Annotated in this window: 24 protein-coding genes and 2 pseudogenes; 14 read left to right on the top strand and 12 right to left on the bottom strand. The window is 70.8% G+C overall.

All coding sequences use genetic code 11. The annotated features are described in order from the left end of the window. Window positions 1-20 precede the first annotated feature (20 nt). Window positions 21-1,181 (top strand): helix-turn-helix domain-containing protein, encoded by a 1,161-nt coding sequence (locus ACIPSE_RS43100; protein ID WP_401674669.1) that lies wholly within the window; start codon window positions 21-23, stop codon window positions 1,179-1,181. Between the two features lie 89 nt (window positions 1,182-1,270). Here ACIPSE_RS43100 and ACIPSE_RS43095 read toward each other — a convergent pair whose 3' ends face one another. Together ACIPSE_RS43095 and ACIPSE_RS43090 are read right to left on the bottom strand one after the other, a co-directional pair. After that, a complete protein-coding gene (locus ACIPSE_RS43095) occupies window positions 1,271-2,011 on the bottom strand; it encodes an aspartate/glutamate racemase family protein (RefSeq protein WP_401674666.1) in 741 nt (246 codons plus the stop codon). Continuing rightward, on the bottom strand, window positions 2,008-2,847 hold the full coding sequence (locus tag ACIPSE_RS43090; RefSeq protein WP_401674664.1) for an ABC transporter substrate-binding protein: 840 nt from the start codon (window positions 2,845-2,847) through the stop codon (window positions 2,008-2,010). Before ACIPSE_RS43090 ends, ACIPSE_RS43095 begins: the two co-directional genes overlap by 4 nt. A gap of 203 nt (window positions 2,848-3,050) precedes the next feature. Here ACIPSE_RS43090 and ACIPSE_RS43085 point away from each other — a divergent pair, with 203 nt between their 5' ends. The 5 genes from ACIPSE_RS43085 to ACIPSE_RS43065 are packed head-to-tail and all read left to right on the top strand — an operon-like array spanning window position 3,051 to window position 7,719. After that, complete coding sequence (locus tag ACIPSE_RS43085; protein WP_401674661.1) at window positions 3,051-4,310, top strand: Zn-dependent hydrolase; 1,260 nt, start codon at window positions 3,051-3,053, stop codon at window positions 4,308-4,310. Window position 4,311: 1 nt separating this feature from the next. After that, the gene (locus ACIPSE_RS43080) at window positions 4,312-5,094 is read left to right on the top strand and encodes an amino acid ABC transporter ATP-binding protein (protein ID WP_401674659.1); all 783 of its coding nucleotides are present in this window, start codon (window positions 4,312-4,314) and stop codon (window positions 5,092-5,094) included. A 2-nt stretch (window positions 5,095-5,096) separates the two neighbouring features. Continuing rightward, entirely contained in the window at window positions 5,097-5,735 is a 639-nt protein-coding gene (locus ACIPSE_RS43075; protein ID WP_401674656.1) for an amino acid ABC transporter permease, read from the top strand. Next, window positions 5,732-6,403, top strand: coding sequence for an amino acid ABC transporter permease (locus ACIPSE_RS43070; protein WP_401674653.1), 672 nt, complete (start codon window positions 5,732-5,734; stop codon window positions 6,401-6,403). The genes ACIPSE_RS43075 and ACIPSE_RS43070 overlap by 4 nt, the downstream gene beginning before the upstream one ends. Further along, window positions 6,400-7,719 carry an NtaA/DmoA family FMN-dependent monooxygenase gene (locus ACIPSE_RS43065; protein ID WP_401674650.1) on the top strand — a complete coding sequence of 440 codons (1,320 nt, stop codon included), beginning with the start codon at window positions 6,400-6,402 and terminating at the stop codon, window positions 7,717-7,719. The genes ACIPSE_RS43070 and ACIPSE_RS43065 overlap by 4 nt, the downstream gene beginning before the upstream one ends. A gap of 101 nt (window positions 7,720-7,820) precedes the next feature. Here ACIPSE_RS43065 and ACIPSE_RS43060 read toward each other — a convergent pair whose 3' ends face one another. Then, on the bottom strand, window positions 7,821-8,660 hold the full coding sequence (locus ACIPSE_RS43060) for a helix-turn-helix domain-containing protein (protein WP_401674647.1): 840 nt from the start codon (window positions 8,658-8,660) through the stop codon (window positions 7,821-7,823). 111 nt (window positions 8,661-8,771) lie between these two features. Here ACIPSE_RS43060 and ACIPSE_RS43055 point away from each other — a divergent pair, with 111 nt between their 5' ends. Further along, a complete protein-coding gene (locus ACIPSE_RS43055) occupies window positions 8,772-9,368 on the top strand; it encodes an NADPH-dependent FMN reductase (RefSeq protein ID WP_401674644.1) in 597 nt (198 codons plus the stop codon). 207 nt (window positions 9,369-9,575) lie between these two features. Here ACIPSE_RS43055 and ACIPSE_RS43050 read toward each other — a convergent pair whose 3' ends face one another. Continuing rightward, window positions 9,576-10,565, bottom strand: coding sequence for a sulfurtransferase (locus ACIPSE_RS43050; protein ID WP_401674641.1), 990 nt, complete (start codon window positions 10,563-10,565; stop codon window positions 9,576-9,578). Window positions 10,566-10,761: 196 nt separating this feature from the next. On the opposite strand from ACIPSE_RS43050, the gene ACIPSE_RS43045 reads away from it, so the two are divergent. From ACIPSE_RS43045 to ACIPSE_RS43015, 7 genes are all read left to right on the top strand, one after another. After that, window positions 10,762-11,484: a GntR family transcriptional regulator gene (locus ACIPSE_RS43045; RefSeq protein WP_401674638.1), complete on the top strand. Its 723-nt coding sequence runs from the start codon at window positions 10,762-10,764 to the stop codon at window positions 11,482-11,484. 661 nt (window positions 11,485-12,145) lie between these two features. After that, window positions 12,146-13,558, top strand: coding sequence for an LLM class flavin-dependent oxidoreductase (locus tag ACIPSE_RS43040; protein WP_401674635.1), 1,413 nt, complete (start codon window positions 12,146-12,148; stop codon window positions 13,556-13,558). Between the two features lie 41 nt (window positions 13,559-13,599). Beyond that, window positions 13,600-14,559 carry an ABC transporter substrate-binding protein gene (locus ACIPSE_RS43035; protein ID WP_401674632.1) on the top strand — a complete coding sequence of 320 codons (960 nt, stop codon included), beginning with the start codon at window positions 13,600-13,602 and terminating at the stop codon, window positions 14,557-14,559. A gap of 83 nt (window positions 14,560-14,642) precedes the next feature. Further along, the gene (locus tag ACIPSE_RS43030) at window positions 14,643-15,713 is read left to right on the top strand and encodes an ABC transporter substrate-binding protein (RefSeq protein ID WP_401674629.1); all 1,071 of its coding nucleotides are present in this window, start codon (window positions 14,643-14,645) and stop codon (window positions 15,711-15,713) included. 176 nt (window positions 15,714-15,889) lie between these two features. Next, window positions 15,890-16,648 (top strand): ABC transporter permease, encoded by a 759-nt coding sequence (locus ACIPSE_RS43025; RefSeq protein ID WP_401674626.1) that lies wholly within the window; start codon window positions 15,890-15,892, stop codon window positions 16,646-16,648. Then, on the top strand, window positions 16,645-17,448 hold the full coding sequence (locus ACIPSE_RS43020; RefSeq protein WP_401674623.1) for an ABC transporter ATP-binding protein: 804 nt from the start codon (window positions 16,645-16,647) through the stop codon (window positions 17,446-17,448). The genes ACIPSE_RS43025 and ACIPSE_RS43020 overlap by 4 nt, the downstream gene beginning before the upstream one ends. Beyond that, window positions 17,445-18,584 (top strand): phosphotransferase enzyme family protein, encoded by a 1,140-nt coding sequence (locus tag ACIPSE_RS43015; protein WP_401674620.1) that lies wholly within the window; start codon window positions 17,445-17,447, stop codon window positions 18,582-18,584. The genes ACIPSE_RS43020 and ACIPSE_RS43015 overlap by 4 nt, the downstream gene beginning before the upstream one ends. A gap of 262 nt (window positions 18,585-18,846) precedes the next feature. Here ACIPSE_RS43015 and ACIPSE_RS43010 read toward each other — a convergent pair whose 3' ends face one another. From ACIPSE_RS43010 to ACIPSE_RS42975, 8 genes and pseudogenes are all read right to left on the bottom strand, one after another. Further along, on the bottom strand, window positions 18,847-19,770 hold the full coding sequence (locus ACIPSE_RS43010) for an LLM class F420-dependent oxidoreductase (protein ID WP_401674618.1): 924 nt from the start codon (window positions 19,768-19,770) through the stop codon (window positions 18,847-18,849). Window positions 19,771-20,005: 235 nt separating this feature from the next. Then, window positions 20,006-20,476: a hypothetical protein gene (locus ACIPSE_RS43005; RefSeq protein ID WP_401674615.1), complete on the bottom strand. Its 471-nt coding sequence runs from the start codon at window positions 20,474-20,476 to the stop codon at window positions 20,006-20,008. 239 nt (window positions 20,477-20,715) lie between these two features. After that, window positions 20,716-21,555: an alpha/beta fold hydrolase gene (locus tag ACIPSE_RS43000; RefSeq protein WP_401674612.1), complete on the bottom strand. Its 840-nt coding sequence runs from the start codon at window positions 21,553-21,555 to the stop codon at window positions 20,716-20,718. A gap of 254 nt (window positions 21,556-21,809) precedes the next feature. Next, the gene (locus ACIPSE_RS42995) at window positions 21,810-22,376 is read right to left on the bottom strand and encodes a TetR/AcrR family transcriptional regulator (protein WP_401674609.1); all 567 of its coding nucleotides are present in this window, start codon (window positions 22,374-22,376) and stop codon (window positions 21,810-21,812) included. Further along, on the bottom strand, window positions 22,376-22,843 hold the full coding sequence (locus ACIPSE_RS42990; protein WP_401674606.1) for a DUF1348 family protein: 468 nt from the start codon (window positions 22,841-22,843) through the stop codon (window positions 22,376-22,378). The genes ACIPSE_RS42995 and ACIPSE_RS42990 overlap by 1 nt, the downstream gene beginning before the upstream one ends. A gap of 456 nt (window positions 22,844-23,299) precedes the next feature. Continuing rightward, a pseudogene (locus ACIPSE_RS42985) lies at window positions 23,300-23,645 on the bottom strand (hypothetical protein); the annotation flags it as partial. Between the two features lie 148 nt (window positions 23,646-23,793). Then, window positions 23,794-25,095 (bottom strand): hypothetical protein, encoded by a 1,302-nt coding sequence (locus ACIPSE_RS42980; RefSeq protein ID WP_401674603.1) that lies wholly within the window; start codon window positions 25,093-25,095, stop codon window positions 23,794-23,796. 443 nt (window positions 25,096-25,538) lie between these two features. Then, window positions 25,539-25,767: pseudogene (locus ACIPSE_RS42975) on the bottom strand (methylmalonyl Co-A mutase-associated GTPase MeaB); the annotation flags it as partial.

The raw sequence follows: 25,767 nt of genomic DNA, 5'->3' as shown, positions 1-25,767 counted from the left end.
AACCCCGAAACCTCAGGCACATGGCTGACCTCACGCACACCCTGGACACGCTCGCCGGGCTGATCCGGCGCCCCGTGGCGCTCGACGACGCCCGGATGATCCCGATCGCCTCCACCCCGCACCACGGCCTCATCGACAGCAGCCGGATGCAACTGCTCCTCGGCCGCCCGGCCGCGCCCCACGTACGGACGCGGCTGCTGCGGGACCAGCGCATCAACGAGGCCCTGCACCCCCAGCGGATCGCACCCTTCGACGGCCTCGAACTGGGCCGGGTGTACGTGCCCGTCCGGGACCGGCACAGCACCTTGGTGGGGCACGTGTGGGTGATCGACCCGGACGCGACGTTCACCGGGGACCGGCTGCGTTCCTTCGGTCGCACCGTCGGGAACCTGCTCGCCGAACCGGCCGCCGACCACGCCCGGCGCACGGGCGACCTCGGCGCCGGCACCCGGCCCGAGCCCTTCAAGCCTGACACTCCTTACCGGTTGGCCGTCGCCCGGGCGGTGCCCACCGGGGTCATCGATCCGGCAGCCGCAGGACAGCAGGGATTCGGTGCCGCGCTCGCCGACGCCTTGAGCGCGGTCGCGCCCGGCCTCCGGGTCAGCGCGGAGATCCGCTCGGACGGCGACGTCGTGCTCACGCTCGCGGGACGTGCGGACGCCTTGGAGCGGCACCGGCTGGGCCCGGCACTGACCAGGGCCGTGGCCGGACTCGGACCTGACACGCTGCCCGCCTATCTGGTGCCTCGCCTCGCGGTGTCGCCCCGCTGCCTGCCGGAGGAACCGGAGAGCCCCTCGGTCGACGCCCTGCGCGACCTGCTGACCGTGTCCGAGCAGCGCGCCGACAGCCCCGCGGTGCGGTTCGCGGACGACGTCCCCGCCTACGAACTCCTCGGAGAACTACGCCGTTCCCTCGGCGGACAGGACCTCCAACCGCCCTCCGAGGTAAGGACGCTGCTCGCCAACGACCGGGGCCTGGCCCTGGCAAGGACGGTGAAGGCGTTCCTCGACACGGGAGGGAACCACAAGCGGACCGCCGAGTCCCTCAACGTCCACCGGGGCACGCTCTACTACCGGCTCGATCAGGCGTCGGAGCTGACGGGTCTCTCGCTCCACGACGGTGTGGCCCGCCTCCGGCTCCACCTGGGGCTCACCTTCGCCGAGCTCCGGGGTGAGCTGTGACCCGCGGCGCGCACCGGGCCCGGTCGGCTCTGCGGCGCGGGCCGCGCCGGGCCCCGTCCGTCGCCGGGCACGGCCCGCACCAGGCCCTCTCACCCGTGCGGCAGCGCGGCCAGTACCGCCTGCGCCAACGCCAGGTTGCTGCTCACCACCGGCAGCCCGATCCCGCGCCGCAGCTGCGTGTGGGCCCGCGCCGTCCGCAGATTGGTGCAGCTGAGCATGGTCACCGTGGCGTCGTCCCCGTCCGGCACGTCCCGGGCGAACCGGACGAGCTCCTCGGCGGTGACCCGCGCCGTCTCCTCGTCCTCGGTGATACCCAGCCCTCGCGCATCGGTGACCGTGAGTCCGTGATCCTCCAGGTACCGGCGCTCGGCGGTCACCAGATCGTCGGTGTACGACGCCCGCAGCCGGACCCGGCCGCCCTGGGCCCGCAGCGCCGCCACCATGGCTGCGGCGGCGGTGATCACGGGAGCTCCGGCGGCCTCCGTCAGCCGGTCGACCAGCCGGGCCTCGTCCGCCCGGCCCCGCACGAAGCTGCCGCTCGTGCAGGCGAACACGGTCAGCACGGGCCGGATCGGTGCGAGCGCTTCCGCCTGGCGGACCGCGTCCTCCTCCATGGCGATCAGGTCGGCGGGCGTCACCGACGGCAACCGCATCCGGGCGATGTGCAGGCTCGCCCGGCCCTCGATCAGACCCGGCAGCTCCAGTTCGACCGCGGTGTCCGTGGCCGGGACCAGGACGGCGACCCGCGGCGGTTCGGCCGGGACCGGCCGGGCGGACGCCGCCCCCCGCGCGGCGTCCGCCCGGCCCGATGCGCGCGACGGATCGCTCACAGGTACGCCGGCTTCCCGGTCTCGGCCTTGGCCGGGTCCAGGCCCGCCTTCTTCAGGGCGGCGGCGATCCCGCCGTCCTCGTGCAGGGTGGCTATCACCTTGTCGAGGCCGTCCTTGAGGTCCGCGTCGTTCTTCGCGAGGACGAAGGCGACCTGTCCGGGCGTGGTCGCCGCGGCCAGCCGGTCGTCCTTCTCCAGGGCCTTCACCGTGAGACCGGAGTCGCCGTACAGGTGCAGGGCGGTGCCGTAGCTGTCCAGACCGGCGTCGAGACGTCCGGCTTCCAGATCCTGCTTGAGTTCCACCGACGACGGATACTGCTTCAATTCACCGCCGAGTTCGTTGTCGATGTCCTCGACCCAGTTGTAACCCTGGACCGTGCCGACCTTTTTCCCCTTCAGTCCGGCCACTGTGGAGATTCCGGTCTTCGAGATGACGGAGCCCGGTTCCAGGTAGATGGGATCGGTGAAGTCGACCACTTTCGCGCGTTCCTTCGTCCGGAAAATGGAACCGATCGCTATGTCGATCCGCTTCTGCCGGACGGCCGGAATGAGGGCGGAGAATTCGTACGGGCGGGCCACCACCTTCAGTCCGTACTTCTTGGCGATCCGGTAGACGACATCGCCGTCCGGGCCGACGATCCGGCCGTCCTCGATGCTGGAGAACGGCGGGAACGTCGGTACGCCGACGGTGAGTTCACCAGCGCTGATGGTGTCGAAGGGGGCGTTGGAGCTGCTCGCGGAGTCCGAGGACGAGGCACCGCCGCACGCGGTGAGCGTCCCCACGAGCAGCGCTCCGACGGCGGTGGCCAAGGCCCTGAACGACGTTCTCGATCTCATGTGCGTGCTCTCTCCGAGTGCTCCACTACCGGACGGTCCGACCGGCTGTACGAGCAGCATGACCCGCCGCCGACGGAGAGGTAAATAGACAATCGTCGAAGACACAATCTTTCAACAAATGTCCATGGAAAAAGAGCGGCACGGGCCCGTAGTGTCATTCGGGTACCCCATGTCATGCATCCGCCCCGGAAAGAGTCAGGCACGTGACCGAGAAGACCTGTGAATCGGCGCTCGCCGTCGATTCCGAGCGCCTGTGGAATTCGCTGCGCGAGGTGTCCGCATTCGGCGCCACCCCCGGCGGCGGCCTCGACCGGCTCGCGCTCGGCGACCACGACCGCGCGGCCCGCGACCATCTCGTCGCGGCGGCACGCGAGCGCGGCTGGGCGGTCGCCGTGGATCCCGTCGGCAACGTCTTCGTCACCCGGCAGGGCACCGAACCCGACCTGCCGCCCGTCCTGATCGGCTCCCATCTGGACTCCCAGCCGCTCGGCGGCCGTTACGACGGGACCTACGGCGTCCACGCGGGACTGGAGGTGCTGCGTGCCCTCGACGACGCCGGGGTGGCCACCCGTCGCTCCCTCGTCCTGGCCGACTGGACCAACGAGGAGGGATCGCGGTTCAGCCCCAGCATGCTCGGCTCCGCCGTCTACTCCGGCGCCCACGACCTCGACGCCGCTCTCGCCCGCACGGACACCTCCGGAGCCACTCTCGGCGGGGAGCTCGCCCGCATCGGCTACGCCGGCGCCTGGGGCGGCGTCCCCCGGCGGCTGCACCGCGCCCTGGAGGTGCACATCGAACAGGGGCCCGTCCTGGAGGCCGAGGGCGTCGACATCGGCGTCGTCACCGGGGTGTACGGCATCCGCTGGTACGACGTGTCGGTGCGCGGCGAGGGCGGCCACAGCGGCACCACCCCGATGGCGCTCCGCCGGGACGCCCTGGTGGCCGCCGGTGCCGTCGTGCGGGCCGTCAGCGAACTCGCCGACCGGCTCTCCCCGGAGCTGCGGGCCACCACCGGCGAGATCGTCGTCTCGCCCAACTCCCGCAATTCCATACCTGGTTCGGTACGCCTCGCGCTCGACGTACGCCATCCCGAGGACGCCGTCCTGGACCGCGCCGAGCGGGCCCTGGAGGAGCTGACGGCCGACGTCGCCCGCGCCACGGGCACCGAGGTGACCATCGAGCCGGTCCTCTCCCAGCCGCCCACGGTGTTCGACCCCAGGGCCGTCGCAGGCGTCCGCGCGGTCGCCGAGCGGCTCGGCCTCAGCAACCGGGACCTGGTGTCCGGCGCCGGACACGACTCCGTGCACCTGGCGCGCGTGACGCCCACCGCGATGATCTTCATCCCCTGTGTGGGCGGGATCAGCCACCACGAGAGCGAGGACATCCGCCACCAGTGGGCCGTCGACGGCGCGAACGCGCTGCTGCACGCGGCGCTGGACGCGGCCCAGGAGAGCGAGGACTGACATGACCGCACCCGCGAAGGACGGCGCGACGGAGACCGGTGCCTCCCTGCGCCTGCGCGGACTCACCAAGTCCTTCCACGGGCAACCCGTGTTCGAGGACATCGACCTCGACGTCCGCCCCGGCACCGTCACCGCCGTGATCGGCCCGAGCGGCTCCGGCAAGAGCACCCTGCTGCGCTGCGTGAACCGCCTGGAGACCCCGGACGCGGGCACCGTCACCGTCGACGGCGTCGACTACTCCGCGCACGACCGGCTGGACCGGACCCGGCGCACCGCTCTGAACCGGACCGTCGGCATGGTCTTCCAGTCCTTCAACCTCTTCCCGCACCTGACCGCCGAACGGAACATCACCCTCGCCCAGCGCCGCGCCCTGGGCCGCCCCCGCGCCGACGCCGAACACCGCTCCCGTGAACTCCTCGCCCGGGTAGGGCTGTCCGACAAGGCCGACGCCCCTCCGCACACCCTCTCCGGCGGCCAGCAGCAGCGCGTGGCCATCGCCCGCGCCCTCGCCCTGGACCCGAGGGTCCTCCTGTTCGACGAGCCCACCTCCGCGCTCGACCCCGAACTCGCCCTGGACGTACTGGCGGTGATGCGCTCGCTCGCCGCCGAGGGCCGCACGATGCTCGTCGTCACCCACGAGATGCGGTTCGCCGAGGAGGTCTCCGAACAGGTCGTCGTGATGGCGGACGGAGGAGTCGTCGAGGCCGGCACACCCCGCGCGGTCTTCGGCTCCCCCACCCATGCCCGCGCCCGCCGCTTCCTCGCCTCCGTCAAGAGCCGCTGACCATGGACCTGTTCACCGCCGTCCTCCAGGGCGTCCCGCTCACCCTCGGCATCACGGCCGCCTCCTTCACCCTCGGCGCCCTGCTCGCCGTACCCCTCGCGGCGGGCCTGCGCGCCGGCCACCCCCTCGCGCGCCTGCCCGTGCGGGCCGTCGTCGACCTGGTGCGGGCCATACCCATCCTGGTCTGGCTGTTCCTGCTCTACTTCGGTCTGTCCGTCGGAGAGATACGCCTCGACGCCGTCCAGGCCGCGATCCTCACGCTCGCGGGTGTGTCGGCCGCCTACCTCGCCGAGACCTACCGGGGAGCCGTCGCCGCCGTCGATCCCGGCCAGTGGGAGGCGACCCGCGCCCTCGCCCTGCCCCGCACCGCGGCGTTCGTCACCGTTGTCGCCCCGCAGGCGGCCCGGATCGCGCTGCCCTCCGTCACCACTTTCGCCCTCACCCTGCTCAAGGACTCCTCCATCCCCAGCGTCATCGGGGTCACGGAGATCGCCTTCCACACGGTCGAGGAGGCCCGGTCCACCGGCCACGGCCTGCCCGCCTACGGCGTCGCCGTCGCCCTCTACATCGCGATCAGCGTCCCCGTCGCCCTGCTCTCCCGCTACCTCGACCACCGGCTGCGCAAGAAGGTGGCGCGATGAACACCGGCGTCACCGACTGGCTCCCCGACCTCCTCGACGGACTCGGGGTCACTCTCCGGCTGACCGGCGTCAGCCTCGCCTGGGGCCTGCCCGCCGGGCTCCTGCTCGCCCTGCTCTCCTCGGCCCGCCGCCGGGCCGTCGCCTGGCCCGCGATCGCCCTGGTCGAGACGGGCCGCGGCACACCCGTCGTGGTGGCGCTCCAGTTCGTCTACTACGGGCTGCCCGGCGCCGGAGTCCGCCTCGACGCCGTCCCCACGGTCTGGCTCGCGATCGGCTTCAGCGTCGCCGCCTACTCCAGCGAGATCATCCGCGCCGCCCTCCAGTCCGTCCCGCACGGACAGCGCGAGGCGGCCGACGCGCTGGCCCTCACCCGTACGGACGCCCTACGCCATGTGATCCTCCCGCAGGCTCTGCGCGTGGCGCTGCCCCCGCTGCTCGGGCTGTCCGTCCAGATGTTCCAGGCGACGTCCCTGGCCTTCGCCGTCTCCGTACCCGAACTCACCGGCCGCGCCTACGCGATCGGCTCCACCACCTTCCAGTACGTGGAAGTCCTCGCCGTCGCAGGCATCTTCTACGCCGTGGTCGCGCTGCCCGTGATGCGGCTGGTCGCCACCCTCGAGAGACGCTCCGGCGCCGCCGGACTCCGCACGAAAGGAAGCCCCCGATGACCGACCGCCGTTTCCACCTGGGCTGGTTCCTCAACTACACCGTCGACGGCTGGGACGAGCAATGGTCCGACGGAGGCCACGACTGGTCCGGCGAGGTCTACGTCGACATCGCCCGCCAACTCGACCGCGCCGGCTTCGACTACGTCCTGTTGGAGGACAAGCTCATGGTCGCCGACACCTACGGCGGCTCCTTCGAGGCCGAACTGCGCCACGCCCAGCACTCACCCAAGCTCGACCCCGCCCCGCTGGTCCCGCTGCTCGCGCAGGCCACCGACCGCCTCGGCTTCATCGTCACCCTGTCCACCTCGTTCTACCCGCCGTATCTGCTGGCCCGGCTGGTGTCGACGCTGGACCACCTCTCCCGGGGCCGTGTCGGCTGGAACATCGTCACCTCCGCCGAGGACCGCGCCGCCCAGAACTTCGGCCACGACACCCTCCCCGAGCACGACCTGCGCTACGAGAAGGCCGACGAATACGTCGACCTCGTACGGCGGTTGTGGGGTTCCTGGGAACCCGGCGCCGTGGTCCGCGACCGGACCACCCGGACCTACATCGACCACACCAAGGTGCACGACATCGACTTCGAGGGCCGCTTCTACCGCTCTCGCGGTCCGCTCAACACCGTGCCCTCCCCGCAGCACTTCCCCGTCCTCGCCCAGGCGGGCGGCTCCCCCAAGGGCCGGGCTCTCGGGGCCAAGTACGCCGACACCGTCGTGGCGCCCGCCTCCACCGTGGAGGACATGCGCGCCTACCGCGACGACATCCGCCGCGGCGCCGCCGAGTCCGGCCGCGATCCCGACGACGTGAAGGTGCTGTTCCTGGTGTCCCCGACGCTGGGCGACACCGACGAACACGCCTGGCAGCGCGTCCAGGCCCGCGTCGAGGACCCGCTGTTCATCGAACGCAGCCTGGTGGGCATCTCCGATGTCACGGACATCGACTTCTCCGCCTTCGATCTCGACCAGCCGCTCCCCGACGACCTGGTCACCAACGGCGAACGCGGCACGCTGCGCGCCATGGTGGAGGGCGGACGGGGCCGCACGCTGCGCGAACTCATCACGGGCGACGTCGGTCGACGCAAGGGCGACCTGGTGGGTTCCCCGGCCACCGTCGCCGACCGGTTGGAAGAGATCGCCGAAGCGGTCGGCGGCGACGGCTTCCTGTTCCACGCCCCGGGCCTGCGCGTGAGCCGCAAGTACGTCATCGAGGTCACCGACGGGCTGGTCCCGGAACTACGCCGTCGCGGCCTGGTCCGGGACGACCGAGGCACCGACCGCACCGGCCGCCATCTCCGCGACGCGCTCCGCGAGTTCTGACTTGGCGCGGGTCGTCCTCGCCGACGGCGAGGCCTTACGCCTGACGTCCCCATCTCAAGGCTCCCTCGCTCACCTGCGCTCATGGAGGTCGGTGTGACGCCTCAGGAGATGACTCGAAGCGTGCCGTGCCGAGGCAGGTGGCGGAGCCGTTCGACCGCCTGGGCGGTCGCGTCATCCGCGGGGAGATAGACGATCAACTGTTGTTGTTCCGCGGGGAGCTCAAGGGTTTCACGCTCCAGCCGGAGCTCGCATCCGGCTGGATGACTGAGACGGAGCACGCCACGTGGCGGAACGACGTGCCGGTTCAGGCGGCGGGTCAGGTCGGAGCCGGCGAAGGATGCCAGTTCCGCGGTGAACCGCTCGGCGTTCTCGGCGGAGTAGGAGAGCCGTAGATCGAATGCCTGCTCGTCGGCGACCTCCTCCCAGTCGGCGAAGAGGCTGCGGGCGCGGGCATCGGTGAAGACGTAGCGGGTGAGGTTCGGGGCCTCGGCGTCGAGCAGTCCGCTCCCGTCGACCACCGACTCGTATGCGCGGGTGTGGGCGAGGATGTCGCCCAGCCGATTGGTGAGCACGGCCATGCCCGGTTCGAGGAGACGGAGTGTCTGCACAACGCCGGCTCGCACATGCCGGGACGAGAGCGGGGACAAGGGATGAGCGGTGCATTCCCCGCCCGTGATCTTTGTGAGGTGACGCAGGTGGTCGCGCTCCGAGGGGGAGAGACTGAGGGCGTCGGCAAGGGCGTTGACCACCGCCACCGAGGGGTTGCGGTCACGTCCCTGTTCGATGCGGGTCAGGTATTCGACGCTGATGCCGGCGCGCGCCGCGAGATCCTGGCGCCGTAGCCCGGGTGCGCGTCGGCGGCCTCGGTCCGGCAAACCCAGTGTCTGCGGCTGGATGCTGTCGCGCTTGGCCCGGATGAAGTCCCCCAACGGCGTACCCATCCCTTGAGAATAGGGCGGTCCGGGCCGCTCACGGCGGGCGCACGGTGGCCCTGCTGGGGCCAGCCTGAGCCCGGTCTGGCTGTGGCCGGGGGCCGCCGCAAGGGTGTGGGCATGGACATCAACACGCTGAAGCTGGTGGTCATCGTCGCAAGCGTCCGGGAGGGACGGTTCGGCCCGGTGGTGGCCTCCTGGGTCGTCGAACAGGTGGGCCTGCACGGTGGTTTCGACGCGGAGATCGTGGATCTGGCCGACTTCGAGATCCCGCTGTCACTGCCCGCGGCATCGCCGAAGTACGCCGGGGACGACTACCCCCGCCCGGCCGGGATGCGGCCGCTGACGACCGCGCTGGCGAGCGCGGACGCGTTCGTCGTGATCACACCCGAGTACAACCACAGCTACCCCGCCTCCCTCAAAGCGGCCATCGACTGGCACTTCACCCAGTGGACCGCCAAGCCCGTCGCCTTCGTCAGCTACGGGGGCGCGGCGGGCGGCCGGCACGCGGTTCTGCACCTGGAGAACGTACTGACCGAGCTGCATGCGGTGACCATCCGCGACGGTCTCGCCTTCCCCCACTACTACAAGGTCTGGCAGGACGGCCGTCCGCTCGACCCCCAGGCCCCCGGGTACGCCAAAACGGTGCTCGACCAGTTGGCCTGGTGGGCGGGCGCGCTCAAGTCGGCACGCGAGGCCGCCCCCTACCCGGCGTGAGAGCGGTCTCCGTGGCCTGCCCCGGGCGGTAGACGACGGGCCTTCCGACGGACGGCCGGGGCACGGATCCGGCGGAGCGAGCACCCCGGTCGGGCCAGAGTCTCCTTGGTCTGCATGCTCGGATCGGGACCAGAGCCGTTCGCGTTCTCGGGCCGACCGGGGATCGGGACACAGAGATCGATGCCGTGCACGGAAGGGCAGTGCCCGTCATGGACCGGTGAGGAGCGGAAGCCGCTCATCGGCCGTCCACTCCTCCAACGAGCCGTCGTAGAGCAGGACTTCACCGGCTCCTGCGAGGGTGAGGGCAAGTGCGGTCAGGGAGGCGGAGATTCCTCCGCCGCAGTAGATGACCACCGGACCGCCGCGATCGTCGACGCGCAGCCGGTCGGCATACGACGTGAGCGCGCCGCCGGTCAGCAGGCGTCCATCGGGGACGGTCGCGTCGTGGGCAGGCAGGTTGACACTCGCCGGGATGCGGCCTCGCCTGCTGTACCGGGTGGGAGCCGTGCCGTCGAAGTGTGCCGGCCCCAGCGCGCACACCAGGGTGCCGACGGCGCGCCCCTCGCTGATGGCCAAGACCTCGTGCTTGCCGGCCCACAGGGACTGCCGGGAGGCGTCGGCCGCGGCGGCTCGCGGGAAGGGGTCCCGCTGCGCGTGAGAGGGGGGTTGACCCGGCGACACCTCGGTGCGGTCGCGCCCCTCGGCGGCGACGGTGGGACGTCCGGCCCGGGTCCATGCGGGGAGGCCGCCGTCCAGCACCCGGGCGGGGATTCCCGCGTCACGCAGAACCCACCACAGGCGGGCCGCCCACTGCGTGGCGCCTTGGTCGTAGAGGACGACGACGGTGTCTTCGGTGGCGCCCAGCGCGGCCAGTTCCCGGCGGACGGCGTCCCGCGAGGGGTGGGCGAAGTGGTACGGCGCGCCGGGGTCGGTGAAGCGGGTGAGGAGGTCCACGTGCAGGGATCCCGGGATGTGCACCTCGCGCCAGCCCTCCTGCCCGGAGCGTGAGCGGTAGTCGCCGTCGTGCTCGGGCGGCGCCAGGACGACGGTGGTGTCCAGCAGGAGAACCGGCGCGGGGCGGGACAGGTGGGAGTCCCCCGGCAGTGGCGTACGGCCCTGCGCGCCGAGCAGTGCGGCGAGTTCGTCCGGGCCTATGAGGATCTCGCTCTGCGGTGCACCGGAAGCGTGTGAGGGCACAGGCCCGCCTTTCGTGGTGTCCGGCTCGCGTGACCGGCCGGAAGCGATCTGCCGGGCGGCCCCGATGTTGCCGTGGTCCGGTGAACACTCTGTTCCCGCTCAGCGTATACGCAGGTATACGCGTCCTGTACTGTGGGGTTGTCCGTATCCGCTCCATCCAGCCGTGTCGCCGCAGAGCGGGCGACCGAGGGACGTCATGCCCAAGCCCAAGCCCACTGCGCCCGAACCGACGCCTCAGCTCGATCCGGCACCACAGGGATCACCGACCGATGTCGGGTCGGACCTGTACTGGCGGCTGCGCCGTGACGTGATGGACGGCCGCTTCCCGCCCGAGTCGTCCCTGATGGAGACCGCGCTGAGCGGCCAGTACGGCGTCTCCCGCACGCCGATGCGCGAGGCGCTGGCGCTGCTGGAGCACGACGGTCTGCTGGAACGGGCGCAGCGCGGCTTCCGCGTGCGGTCCGGTACCGCGGAGGACGTCGTGGAGATCTACGAGGCCCGGATCGCCCTGGAGGCGGAGGCTGCCGCTTCGGCCGCCCTGCGGGCCACTGAGCTGGACCTGGCGCGCCTTCGCCGCCAGCAGGACGTCGTCATCGAAGCGGCCTCCCAGGACGGTGGCGAGGCCGCGGCACGGGCGGCGAGTTTCCGCTTCCACGAACTGCTCTGGCAGGCGGGCCACAACGCCACCATCACCGAACTGCTGGTGAAGCTCACCGCGCGGCTGCGGATCTACGACAGCGGGCCTCCGTCGCCTTTCGGTGGGATCGAGCCGCTGCGCGAGGAGCACGACGCGATTCTGGGCGCCCTGCACGACCACGATCCCGAACGGGCCCACACCGCCGTCCGCACGCATCTGCGCCGCAGCCTGGAGCAGCGGATCAACGTGCTGATCCAGCAGGACGGAGGCGATTCGCCGTGACACACGCAACCGTCCCTCCGGGCGCCGGAACGGAGTGCGGGCCCCTCAAGGGAGCCGCGCGCAGGCGCAGGGGACGCGGGCTGGACACCGGGCCGGCCGATTCCCGAAAGGTGTTACGCTCCCGCCACCACATCGCATGATCTAGTGACAATCCGATCCATAAGGCATTTCGTCACCTCTGTGTGACACACAACCGCAGCCGCGACCCCAGCGCACAAGGCCAGGTGACCGGCCGCACGCGCCCCGCCCCGGGACCCGACGGACATCGCGTCCTCCCGTAAGCCCACGGCACGACCACCACCACCGACCGCACAGCGGGAAAGGAGCCCCCGGATGAACCCGATCGCCGTCGTCCGCCCGCCCTTGACCCGCTCTGCCGTCCCCGGGCGCGCCCTGCTTCTCACCGTGCGCCGCCACGTCGATCTCGGGCGCTGCGCCAGTTCCTGCTGTACCACCGGCTGAACGGCCTCTTCCGCCGCCCCGGTGAGCCGTGGCTCCCGGCCACCGCACGCCTGTGGCTCCGCGCCATCACTCGGCCGAATCCCCACGCCCCAGAGCCGTACCCGACACCGCCCCGCCTTGCGGGCGGTAGTCCGGGCCGCCACGGACGCTCTTCTCCTCCGCGCCCCACGCTGCACCCGCCCTGATACGGAGCACCCTCATGCCTTCCGCAGTCCCCGCCGCCCCGGACGCCTCCGGTGGCGACGCTCCCCGCCGCCTACGTCTCAACGGCCTCCGTCAGTCGACCGTCGGCCACACCGCGATGGGGCTGTGGCGTCATCCCGACAGCGAGGCGCACCGCTACCGGGAGCTCGCGCACTGGACCGAGACGGCCCGGCTCCTCGAACGGGGCCGGTTCGACGCGCTGTTCATCGCCGACGCTCTCGGTCCGCTCGACGTCTACCAGGGGTCCGTGGACGCCGCCCTGCGCGACGGCATCAACACTCCCGGCGGCGACCCGCTGCTCCTCGTCAGCGCGCTGGCCGCCGCGACCACCCACCTCGGCTTCGCGGTCACCGTCTCCTCGACCTACGAGCTGCCGTACGCGTTCGCCCGGAAGATGACGACGCTGGACCATCTCACGCAGGGGCGGATCGGCTGGAACATCGTCACGTCCGCGCTCGACAGCGCGGCCCGCAACCTCGGTCTGCGGCAGCAGATCCCGCACGACGAACGCTACGCCGTGGCCGAGGAGTTCATGGATGTCGTCTACCGGCTGTGGGAGGACAGTTGGGACGACGACGCGGTCGTGCGGGACGCGGCCTCGGGTGTCTTCGCCGATCCCGCCAAGGTCCGTCCGGTGCGCCACGAGGGCACCTACTTCTCCGTCCCCGACATCGCGTTGTCGGAACCGTCCCTCCAGCGCACACCGGTGCTCTACCAGGCCGGGACCTCACCGGCCGGCCGGCGCTTCGCGGGACGGCACGCCGAGGGTGTCTTCCTGTCCGCCTACAGTCCCGCCCTCGCCCGCACACTCGTCGACGCGGTCCGCGCCGAAGCGGCGGACGCCGGCCGCGACCCGCGGGGGCTGCGCTTCTTCGCCATCGCCACGGTGATCGTCGCCGCCACGGACGCCGAGGCCGCCGCCAAGTACGAGGAGTACCGCTCCTACACCTCCCTGGAGGGCAGCCTCGCCCGCTACAGCGCGCTGCTCGGCATCGACCTCTCCGCCCTGGACCCGGACACACCTCTGAAGTACGCGGACACCGAGGGCATCCGGGGACTGCTGGAGGTGTTCACCCGGCTGGACCCCGACCGCACCTGGACACCCCGTGAGATCGCCGAGTTCGTGGGCGTGGGCGGCGGCGGCCCGGTCTTCGTCGGCTCCCCCGCGACGGTCGCCGACGCGCTGGAGCGGTGGGCGGAGGAAGCGGACCTGGACGGCTTCAACATCGCCGACCCGGTGCCACCCGTCACCCTGCGCGACTTCGTCGACCTCGTCGTCCCCGAACTCCAGCGCCGTGGACGGGTGTGGACCGAGTACGACGGCGCCACTCTGCGCGAGCACGTACACGGCGCCGGGCGCACGCGCCTGCCCGAGGACCATCCCGGCGTCCGCCACCGGCACAGCTGACCACCCCCGCGACCGCCCCACCCCCGAACCGGAGCGAGATCATGTCCCACATCCGCGTCATGCTCGACTACTTCCACCCCTGGCCCAACTCCGCAGGTCTGTTCGTCGCGCGAGAACGCGGCTGGTACCGCGAGGCCGGACTGGAAGTCGAACTGTCCGTGCAGGACCCCGGACGCGGGGACACCCTGGAGTATCTGGCCACCCGTCAGGCCGACTTCGGACTCTTCCCGCCGAACCGTCTGCTGGTGCGCCGGGCGCAGGGGCAGCCCCTGCTCGGTCTGGCCGCTGTCAACCACCGGGCGCTGGAGGCCGTACAGACCGTCACAGGCCGTGGTATCGAGCGCCCCCGCGACCTGGCCGGGCGCCGCCTGGCCTACAACCCGACCCCCCGGGGCCGCGCCCTGGTGCGGCATCTGGTCGCGGCCGACGGCGGCGACCCCGACGCCGTGATCACCGTGGACGCCGGGCACCGTGAACTGACCGTCGACGACCTGGAGTCGGGCGAGGCCGACGCCACGTTCGGCGTGTACTGGTCGTGGGACGCGCTACGGGGCGACCTGCCCGAGGAACGCCGGGTGACATGGCCCGTGGACGAGATAGGCGCCCCCCGCTATCACAGCTACCTGCTCGGAGCGCACGAGGCGACCGTCGCCGCCGACCCGGGCGCCGTCCAGCGGTTCCTGGCCGCCACGGCCCGGGGTTTCGCCGCGGCCGCCTCGGACCGGACCGGCACGCTGACGCTCCTCGAACGCGTCATCCCCTATTTCCCGCGCCCCCTCATCGCCCGCTCCCTGGATCTCGTCGCCCCCACCTGGACCGGCACCGACGGACGCTGGGGCGTCATCGGCGAGGACCGCACAGGCCCCTACGCCGACTGGCTGGCGTCCCACGGGATCCTGCCCTCCGCCGACGGCTGGCGCGGCTCCTACACCACCGAGTTCCTGCCCGCCGCCGACCAGCCACTGGACGGCCAGGCCATCACAGCCCACTCCCACGGCTGAGCACGCCTCCTCCCCTGCCCCTCTTCGCCCTCCCGCCCTCCCGCCCTCCCGCCCTCCCGCCCTCCCGGAAACGAGCCCGTCCCATGAACAACTCCGAGCCCGCCCGGCGCATATCGCGCCGCACGACCCGTCTGGCCCTCGCCGTGTCCGCCGCCGGCGCCCTGTTCACCGTCACCGCGTGCGGCTCCGGCACGGCCGCCTCCGAGAACGGTAAGCAGAACCTCAAGGAGGTCAGCGTCGCTCTCGACTGGACCCCGAACACCAACCACACCGGCATCTACGTCGCCCAGCAGCTCGGCTGGTTCAAGGACGCGGGCATCGACCTGAAGATCCTTCCCTACGGCAGCACGTCACCGGAGACGCTGATCGCCAGCCACAAGGCCGACTTCGGCATCTCCTACCAGGAGGGCATCACCGCGGCCCGCTCGGCCGGACAGGACATCACCTCGGTCTATGCCGTGACGCAGAAGACCAACGTCACGATCTCCGTCTCCGCCGACCGGGACGACATCAGCTCTCCCAAGGACCTCGACGGCAAGACGTACGCCGGATTCGGCGCCGCCTACGAGAAGCCTCTGCTCCAGGCCGTCATCAAGAACGACGGCGGCAAGGGAGAGTTCACCTCCGTCGCGCTCAACACCGCCGCCTACACGGCCCTTTACGCGGGCAAGGCGGACTTCGCCATGCCGATGCCCACCTGGGAGGGCCTGGAGGCGAAGCTGACGGGCAAGCCGCTCAAGGACTTCCAGCTCACCGACTACGGCTTCCCGCAGATCTACTCCACCCTCCTCGCCTCCTCCGACCAGTACCTCAAGGCGAACGGCGCGACCGCCAAGAAGTTCCTCGCCGTCGTCGAGCGCGGCTACGCCTACGCCGTGAAGAACCCGTCGAAGGCCGCCGATCTCCTCATCAAGGCGAACAAGAGCGTGCTGACCAACACCGAACTGGTGCACGAGAGCGAGCAGTTGCTCGCCGACTCCTACTACCGCACGGCCGACGGAACGCTGGGGACCCAAAGCGCCGAACGCTGGCAGGCCTTCGCCGACTTCGAGTACAAGTCCGGCCTGCTGAGCGACGCGAACGGGAAGAAGCTCACCTCCGCTCCCGACACCTCGTCGTGGTTCACCAACGACTACCTGCCGGAGTCGTCGTGACCGGCGCCCCGGCCACCCGGCCACCGACCGTAACGGCAGCGCCCCAGCCGGCAGATCCCGGGACGGCCGAGCACGCCGGCGAAACCGCAGCCGCGGAAACGGGCCAAGGCCCGAAGCCGGAACCGTCCGCACCGGCACGCCGCGCGGCCGGGCGCGGGGCGATCCGCTCCCCGGCCGTGATCCTGCCCCCGCTCGTCGTGGTGACGGTGCTGCTGGCCGTCTGGCAGATCTACACCACCGCGGCAGCCGTCGACCCGACCGTCCTGCCCAGCCCGTGGCGCGTCGTCGTGCAGGGCTGGGAGAACCGCCAGGATCTGTGGACGGCGACGCTGCCCACGCTCCAGGAGACCGCGGCCGGATTCGGCATGTCGTTCGTGGCGGCCTGGCTGGTCGCCACCCTCCTCGACTTCTCCACCTGGGCCCGCCGCGGGCTGTACCCCCTCCTGGTCGCCTCCCAGACGATCCCCGTCGTCGCCGTGGCCCCGCTGCTGATCATCTGGTTCGGCTTCGGCCTGTTCCCCAAGATGCTGGTGGTCACCCTCTGCACGTTCTTCCCGCTCACCGCCAACCTCGCCGCCGGGTTCGCCTCGGCCGACCCCGAGGCGATGCGGCTGCTGCGCTCCCTCGGGGCGGGCCGGATCCGGGCGTTCACGATGGTGCGGGTGCCGAGCGCGATGCCGTACTTCTTCGCCGGGCTGCGCGTCAGCGTCACCTATGCCGTGATCGGCGCGGTGTTCGCCGAGTACGCAGGCGCCGAAAACGGGCTCGGCATCTACATGCAGGCGCAGAAGAGCGCCTTCCGCACCGACCTCGTCTTCGCCTCGATCACGGTGACCGCCGCCCTGAGCATCGCCCTGTTCGCGAGCACCTATCTCCTCCAGCGCCTGGTGCTGCCCTGGGAACGGACCGCCCGGCGAAAGGACCACCACTCATGAGCGACACCCGCCCCCGTCCTGCCGCCGAACCGCCCGTCCCCCGGCTGCACCTGCGCCGGGTCGACAAGGACTACGACGGGCTCGACGTCCTCAGCGGACTCGAACTCAACGTCGCCGCAGGCGAGTTCGCGGCCGTGATCGGCCCCAGCGGCAGCGGCAAGAGCACCCTCCTGAATCTCGTCGCCGGGCTGGAGCAGCCCACCTCCGGGCAGATCCTCATCGACGGCGAGCCTCCGCGCACCCGGTCCGGCCGGGTCGCCTACATGCCGCAGAAGGATCTGCTCTTCCCCTGGCGCACGGTCCTCGCCAACACCTCTCTGGGACTTGAGGCCGAGGGCGTCCCCAGAGCGCAGGCGCGCCTCCGTGCCGCCGCGCTGTTCGAGGCGTTCGGCCTCGACGGGTTCCAGAAGAGCTACCCCTCCCAGCTCAGCGGCGGTATGCGCCAGCGCGCCGCGCTCCTGCGCACGGTCGTCCTCGACCGCCCCCTCCTGCTGCTCGACGAGCCCTTCGGCGCCCTGGACTCGCTGACCCGCTCCGACCTCCAGCGCTGGCTGGCCCGCATGTGGCAGGAATACCGCTGGACGGTGGTCCTGGTCACGCACGACATCCGCGAGGCCGTACTCCTCGCGGACACCATCCATGTCCTGTCCCCGCGCCCCGCCTCGGTGACCGCCCGCATCGAGGTGCCCCGCCCCGCGCACACCGACGGCGCCGCCCGCACCCTGGACCCGGTCACCGCCGCCGCGGTCGAGGAACAGGTCCTGACCGCACTCGCCGCCCCCGCAGGAGCCCAGCCATGACCCGCGCCTCCACCCCGGCCCCCTCTCCTCCCCCGCCGGCAACCCATGGACTGGGCTACGAACGCGTCGCACCCGACTGGGCGCCGATCACCGCCGAGGAAGCAGCCGACATCCTCGGCGGGCCCGCCCGCCTCCACTGGCACAGCCCCCGCCCGCTCTCCGCCGCGGCCGTCGTCGAGCACGACGGGCGACGCGTCTTCCTCAAACGGCACCACGTCACCGTCCGCACCCTGGACGGCCTCAGGGAGGAGCACGGCTTCCTGCGTCATCTGCGCTCCCGGGGCGCACCGGTGGTCGACGTGCTCGCCACCGCCGCGCGCGGTGAGTGGACCTACGAGGTGCACACGCTCGGCGCGGGCCACGACCTCTACCAGGACGCCCTGTCCTGGACACCGTTCACCTCCACGTCCCACGCGCGCGAGGCCGGAGCAGCACTCGCCCGCTGCCACCTCGCCGCCCAGGGCTACGACGCCCCGGTCCGCCGGCCGCAACCCCTGGTCGCCTCCTTCACCATCTTCAACTCGAGCGACGCCGCGACCGCCCTCGCCGCCTACACGGCACACCGCCCGGCCCTGGCCGACGCCCTCGAAACCGCGCCTCTCCAGCCCGACCTGGAACGCTGGCACCTCCCCCTCCATGCGGAACTCGTGCCGTACCTGGGCGAGTTGGAACCCCTGTGGACCCACAACGACTGGCACGCCTCCAACCTGCTGTGGGACGGAAGCGGCGAGACGTCCACGGTCTCCACCGTGCTGGACTTCAACCTGAGCGACCGCACCACGGCCGTACACGACCTCGCGGTGGCGCTGGAGCGCAACACCTTCAACTGGCTCGATCTGCCTGACGGCCAGGTACGCGCACAGCGCGCACACATGACCGCACTGCTGGAGGGTTACGCGTCCGTGCGTTCCCTCACCAGCGCGCAGGCCGAAGCCCTGCCCGCTCTCCTCCCGCTGATCAACGCCGAGTTCGCCCTGTCCGAGATGCACTACTTCCACGAGGTCACCCGGTCCACGGCCAACACGGCGCTGGCGCGCGCCTACTTCACCGAACACACACGGTGGTTCACCACGGAGGAAGGGCGTGGGGCGCTGGAGCATGTACGGCGGACGGCAAGGGATCTGGTCGCACGATGACCGCTCCCGACCCCCGGCAGAGCGCACGGTCGCGGGCGCCCCGGCTGAGCGGCCTGCCGATCGACGGGCGGGTGGGGATGCACCGGCCTGCCACGATCCACACCGCCGGCGGGACCAGTCGAACGATCACGGTCGCGCATACGCTCGTGCCGTCGACACCGGCGTTGGCGCACACCGAGACGTTCCGGGACCTGTTCGATCAGGGCGGACCGGAGTGTCGGTGGCCTGATGGCCGCCTGGCATGCGGGCGCCCGCATGCCGGTCAGTTCGCCAGTTCTCCCAGGAGAGCCCAGGTTCGGCGCCGGTCGGCCTCGCCTGCGATGTCGGTGCCGGAGAACACCACCTCGGTCGCGCCGGCATCGCGGTAGCGCTGCACCTCGGCGGCCACCACCCGCTCGTCACCGATCACTGCCACGTCGATGGCGTGCTGCCCGCCGGAGAGCTCGATGGCCCGCGCGTAGGACGGGAACTGCTCGTAGAAGGCGAGTTGTTCGGCGGCCTTCTCACGAACGGTGTCGACGTCGTCGGTGACCACCCCGTACACCAGGGCCACCACGCGGGGCGCGGGACGGCCCGCGGCCTCGGCCGCCGCGGTGAGGGCCGGGACGATGTGTTCGCTCAGCGCGCGCGGACCGGCCAGGTAGGGCAGGATCCCGTCGGCGAGTTCACCGCTGACGCGCAGCGCTTGCGGACCCATCGCGGCAACCAGCAGCGGCACACCGCCCTCGGCGCCCGGAACCCGGGCGGGGATGGGAGTGGTGGCGGTGAGGAGTTCGCCGTGGAAGTCGGCGCTTCCGGTCTCGGTCAGTTGCCGCAAAGCGGTGAGGAATTCACGCAGTCGCCGGACCGGCCGCTCGAAGGGGACTCCGAATGCGGTCTCGGTCAGGAGTTTCGTACCGAGCGCCAGTCCGAGATGGTAGCGGCCGTGGGTGGCGGCCTGGGCGGTCTGGGCCTGGCTGGAGACCAGCAGTGGATGGCGGCCGAAGACGGGGATCGCCGAGGTGCCCACGTGGAGGCCCGGGACCTCCCTGCCGACGAGTGCGGCGAGCTGCGGCGAATCCGCGCCGAAGGTCTGGCCGAACCACGCCGACCGCAGCCCCGCTTCCGCGGCTTCCCGCGCCAGAACAACGGTCGCATCGACCTGGTTGGCGGCGTCGCTGGCGTTGAGTGCTACTCCGATGCTCATACCAGCGAGAACCAGAGGCCCAGGACGCCCCATTCCCTCGGGTGTTACGGCTGTCTTTCAGTCTTGTGCACAACCTGCCGTCCTGAAAGGAGCGCGCCCACCGACACCGGCACCGCATACGGAACTCCCCGTCGCATGAACCCGCTTGAGGGCAGGAGGAGACGAAGCCCAAGCCCATCCCGAGCGCCGGCAACCTGCAAACGGACGCGGGCCGCAGGCCTTCTCCAGCCGAGGCCTAGTCCGTTGCCGCGCCCAAGTCCTTGCGCATCAGGTCGCGCGCGGTCCGGAAGTTCCGTTCAAGCTCTCCGCGCGCGGAGTGCGCCGTGGCTTCGTCGGGCGCTCTGCCTGCGGCATAGTGATCGCGGAGGCGGCGCATGGAACGGAACGCGGCATCCGCAGCGCTCTCCACTGCCGGCGGGGCCACCAGCCGCAGGCGCTCAAGGGAGGTGTGAACGCCGGAGGACCGGAATGCCTCACGAACCACGGAGTCCAGTGCAGCGTCCCTCGGATGATCGCCGAGGCTGACGGCGCGGATGGCCTCACCGGCCTCGTTCATGGCGGACATGAACTCCGTGTACGCCTCCCGCCGCACTTCGAGTGCCCGGTCGGACGCATCCCGGCGCCAGCGATTGCGGTCGGCGATGAGCGTGGCCGCGATGCCGATCGCGGCGCCGATGGACGTCGAAACCGCTGAACTCCAGTCCATACGCATCCCCCCTCAGTGCTGGCACACGATCCCGCTAGGGAACGTACCGCCCAGCCAGCTGGTGAACAGCCGCTTCCGGAAGCGCACTTGGCGTGTCCCCGTGGCGCCGATGGGACGCGAACCGGAACCAGCTGAACGCAGCCGCTTGGACGTGCCTGGGGGTGGCGGCTGAGCTGAGACGTTCACGGTCATCGGGCCCTTGGCGGGTGACGATCGTGAACGTCTCGGCGCTGGTGCGGTCAGGGCTGCTGGATGAAGGCGAGGATGTCAGGGTTGATGTCGCCGGCATTCACGGTGAGCATTCCGTGCGACAGGCCCTCGTAGATCTTCAGGGTCGCGTCCTTCAGGAGCTCCGCCTGCTTGAGGGAGGCTTGCTGGTACGGAACGACCTGGTCGTCGTCGCCCTGCAGGACGAGCACCGGCACGGTGATGGCCTTGAGGTCTTCGGTCTGGTCGGTCTCCGAGAACGCCTTGATGCCCTCGTAGTGGGCAAGGGCGCTTCCGGTCATCCCCTGGCGCCACCAGTTGTCCACGACCTGCTGCGAGAGCGTGACGCCGTCACGGTTGAACCCGTAGAAGGGGCCGGAGGCCACCGCGTGGAAGAACTCTGCCCGGTTGGCCGCGAGGGCCTCGCGGAAGCCGTCGAAGACCGAGACGGGAACACCGTCGGGGTGATCGGCGGTCTGCACCATCAGTGGGGGTACCGCTGCGACGAGTACCGCCTTGGCGACGCGGCCCTGGGGCTGGCCGAACTTCGCCACGTACCGCGCGACCTGTCCGCCGCCGGTGGAGTGACCGATGTGCACAGCGTTGCGCAGGTCCAGGTGCTGCACGACGGCGTCGGCGTCGCTGGCGTAGTGGTCCATGTCGTGACCGGAGCCGATGTCGGAGGAACGCCCGTGTCCGCGGCGATCGCTGGCGACCACGCGGTAGCCATTGGTGAGGAAGTACAGCATCTGCGCGTCCCAGTCGTCCGAGGACAGCGGCCAACCGTGGTGGAACATGATGGGCTGGGCGTCGCGCGGGCCCCAGTCCTTGTAGAAGATCTCGGTGCCATCTTGCGTGGTGACGAACGGCATGTGCTGCTCCTTGTCTGTGCCGCAGGGATGTGGCGGCACGCATGGCGTCTCGGCGACTTCGCCGCGACGGTGACCCTCGCCGGTAGGACGACAGCGGCGAGGTGTGCCGGCCAGGGGAGCCGGCGGGCAGGAAGTAGGGGCCGGTCGGAGGTGGAGGCGGCAAGCGGCCGAGCGATCAGCCGCATGCGGGTGCTGTTACGTGGGGGGGGCGGACGGGACCGATCGCCCGGCTGACGTCGGTTCGGGGTGTCCGCTCAGCGAGCGGGAGCCAGCAGGTGCTGCTCGGTGCGGGCGACGATTCCGAGGAACGTCGCGTCGTCGCCGTATGCACGGGCCAGGATCAGCCCGCCCTGTATTGCCGCGACCGCGTCCAGCGCGCGGTCCGCCGCTTCCTGCGGTGAAAGACCGCCGGTGCGCAATGCTCCCGCGAGAGCGTCGACCCAGTCGGTGAAGTAGGTGCGCACCGCGTCGGCGAACGTGTCCTGCTCTTCACCCAAAGTCATCGCGGCGAACAGGCACACGCGCTCACGCGAGGTGAAGTACTGCCCCACCTCCCGCGACATCGCCTCGATCGCCTCGGTGGCGTCGTGGGCGGTGCGCAGGGGGGTGAAGATCCGTTCCTCGAACCACTCACTGACCTGTTCGAGGACGGCAGCGGCCATGTCCGTCTTCCCCTGGGGGAAGAAGTGATACAGGCTGCCCCGGCCGACGCCGGTCTCCTGCTGGATGACCGACAGTGAGCCGCTTTCGAAACCCCGCTTGCGGAAGACGCCCGCGAGGGCTCGGACGACGTCCGAGCGGTCCAGGACCGTTCGTGCCATTACAGTCCGAGTTCGCTCAGGCCGGGGTGGTCCGCCGGGCGCGGGCCGGATGCGTCCCAGAAGAACTTGCGCTCGGACTCATCGATGGCGACGTCGTTGATGCTCGCGTGGCGGTGGGTCATCAGGCCGTCCTTGTCAAAGTGCCAGTTCTCGTTGCCGTAGGCGCGGAACCACTGGCCAGTAGCGTCATGGTACTCGTAGGCGAAGCGCACGGCGATCACGTCGCCGGTGTACGCCCACAGCTCCTTGATGAGCCGGTAGTCGAGTTCCCGGTCCCACTTGCCGGCGAGGAAGTCGACGATGGCGGCGCGGCCCTGCACGAAGGTCGAGCGGTTACGCCACCAGCTGTCCTCGCTGTACGCGAGGGAGATGCGCTCGGGGTCACGCGTGTTCCACGCGTCTTCGGCGGCGCGGACCTTCTGGATCGCGGTGGCCTCGGTGAACGGGGGAAGCGGAGGACGAGACATTTCTGCGCCTTTCACGAGCAAGGAGTGTACCGATAGGTTCAGCGTGTATCGCTCGGTACAGTGTGTACCTAACGGTACAGAGAGCTCGTGGAACCGTCAACACCGGATGTCACAGATGCCCGCACCTCGCCTCGCCCCCAAGGTCTCCACCGCCGCCCGCGCCGGGAGCTCCGCCCACCCAGGCGGTCGGCGTCCTGCCCAGCAGGACAGTCGGCTCACCACACTCGACGCTGACTCGCGAGGGGGTCCCGGCGAACACTTCCGGCCGCGGATCAGATCGGGGCGCCGTCCGGCAAGGCTTGCCGGACGGCGCAGGCGGCGACCGTGGGACAATTAGCCAGAGCGTGTCCCCCGGCTCGACGGGCAACGCGCTCACGCCCGTTGCAGGCGGATCGGCGGGTACCGCGACCATGCGACGGCGCGTCCACCCGTTCGCCAACTGGAACGCTTGCGCGGCGGGGCGGAGTAACCGACGATGCCGCCCCGGCAGTCGTCCAGGGCGGCGAGGCAGCCGCCGGGGCCGTTGACCGCCTCGCCGAGTGCCAGGTGCAGGCCCGGTGTATCGGTGACGTATCGGCCGTCAAGTACGTAGTCATGGCCGGTCGGCTGGTCGCAGTGAGATCGCTGGCAGCCTCGCTCACGCGCGAAACCGTGCCAGGCCTCTATCGGCGGGTATCGAGGCCGGCCCAAGCGTTCATGGCGGCCGGTGGTCCCGCGAGCCACCTCTCCCAGGCCGACCGGGCGAGCTCCGGGACCGGTGCGAAGCGGCCCCGTGAAGCTCAAGGTCGATCAGGTCCTCCCCTCTCTCGACGGCCCACCGCATAGACGGGACGGAAACCCCTGGTGGCGACCTCTCGCCGCTCGGGGCTCACCGCTGTACGAGCCTGACCTCGTTCGTGCGATCCTGAGCCCGTTCGGGGAAGCACCTGGGGCAGGACAACAGCTCCCGCCTACTCCCCCACCTTGTCGACGCACACCGACCGGATTTCCTCCAGCAGCTCCGGGTAGTCCTCTCCGAACGTTGCGACCGCGTGCCATACCGCGTCCAGTGACGCCCTGAGCGGGTCGGGCTCGGCGGCAGCGAGTACGGCGGGGAGCGCGAAGTACGGCTGTGAGATCTGCTCAGGGCCACGCGAAGCGCCGACGACGCGCTCCGCCGCGACGGCGCCGCACCGCACTTCCCTCTTCGATGTCAGCCTCTCGGCCGGCGCTGCTGCCACCAGCGCACCCAATACCCGACCGAGGCCCTGCCGACTCCTCGCACTGTCCTCAGGCCCCTCAGCCGGGATCCACACCGCCCCTGCCTCCGCCGGACCCGTCGGTGGACGGTAGGGCGGCTGCTCTGGAGGTACCGCCGCGGGCACCGACCGCTCCGGAACCTGTGGATCACAGCCCAGGGCCGCCCACATCCGATCCGTGTCGTCGAACGGCGGCGGCAGCGGATGTCCCCGCGTCAAGGCGTCGAGCGCCTGGTCGACCCATAGAACACCGGTCAAGCCCGCCGCCTCACAGGCCCTCCGCGCGGCCAACAACGCTGCTGCCCGCTGGACCTCGGATCCCGCTGTATCGAGCGTGTGCACCAGGTCGCTGTCGAAGCGGAGCAGTCCTTGGACATTGCCCCCGACGCCGCGCAACCTCTCACTGGGCAGCCTGCCGCCCCACTTCCATCTCTCGGCGTCGAGTCGCCGCTCCTCCGCGGCCCGCTCCTCCGTCTGACGGGCCAGGCGTTCGGTCTCGGCGCGCTGCTGCGGTGTCGGCGGTGGGGGAAGCTCACGCGCGAAGCGGTGCCAGTAGGCGGCGCTCTGCGAGGTCTGACGGATCACACGGTCCGGGCCGGGCGGCGCCGGCCAGAACTGCAGGAGATAGCGTTCGGTCTGTGGTTCCCCGGCCACCCTGGTGTCGAGTTCGTGGCCCTCGTCCATCCCCTGGGCGCAGTACCGCACCCGGTAGTCGGTGCGGTCAAGGTGCAAGTCCCACGCGGCCTCGCCCGCCCACTGAACCAAGTGGGTGCGGTCCGATACCGGTTGGAAGGACACCTCCACCACGTCTTCCCAGACGGGGTCCAGCGCAGGTTCCTCGTCGTGGACCTCCACGACGAAGCCGACGCTGCCCGTGTGCAGTCCGGTGACCAGGAACAGCTCACCCGGGACCGCCGCCCCGCACAACCCTCCGCTCTGACCTGCGAACGCCTCGGAGAGGCCCGAGGTGCCCATGTCCGGATCGCTCTCGACGTAGATCTGCCTGTAGTGCACGTGAACTTGACCTGAGACTGGCCTGCGCACAGCGCTCCTCCCCTTTGCAGCCGACGCCCTCGAACACCCTTGATCGGACGGGCAGTCACATGCGCCGCATCATGCCGCAGGCCACTGACACTCCCTGCTCAGGCTCTCGCCACACCTTGAGAGGACCGACCACGGACGGCGGCTGTCTCCTGCCCCTCGACTGCGGGACGCCCGCCCAGGCATCGGGCCAGTCGCCCCCCGACGCCATCGGCAACATCTACCGCCGACGCGTCACCGCCCTCAACGAGATCGCCCTCGGGCGCGGGCAGTCGCTCGCGCAACTCGCGCTCCAACGGGTACCACGGCGCCCCGAGGTGACCAGCACGCCGTGCACGGAACCGCGCTCCGACTCTGACTCCCCTGGCACCCGTTCAGGGCACTCGACCGCCCTTCCCCGGCCGTTCGCGCTCCGGTCACCCGAAGGCGTTCAGGATGCGTTCTGCCGCGAGGGTGGCCGTCAACTCGCCTGCTCTGACCTGCTGTTCGAGGCCGGGGGTGAGGGCGCGTACCTCGGGGTCGGCGTGGAGGCGGGTGAGGAGTGCGTTGCGGACCATGGTCCAGGTCCAGTCGACTTGTTGGTCGCGGCGTCTGGCTTGGAGGCGTCCGGTGGTGTCGAGGAGGGTGCGGTGTTGTTCGAGGCGG

Source organism: Streptomyces sp. NPDC090106 (genome assembly GCF_044747265.1).
GTDB lineage: Bacteria > Actinomycetota > Actinomycetes > Streptomycetales > Streptomycetaceae > Streptomyces.
The sequence above is the reverse complement of the archived record's forward strand: the minus strand, read 5'-3'. Positions and strand labels throughout refer to the sequence as shown.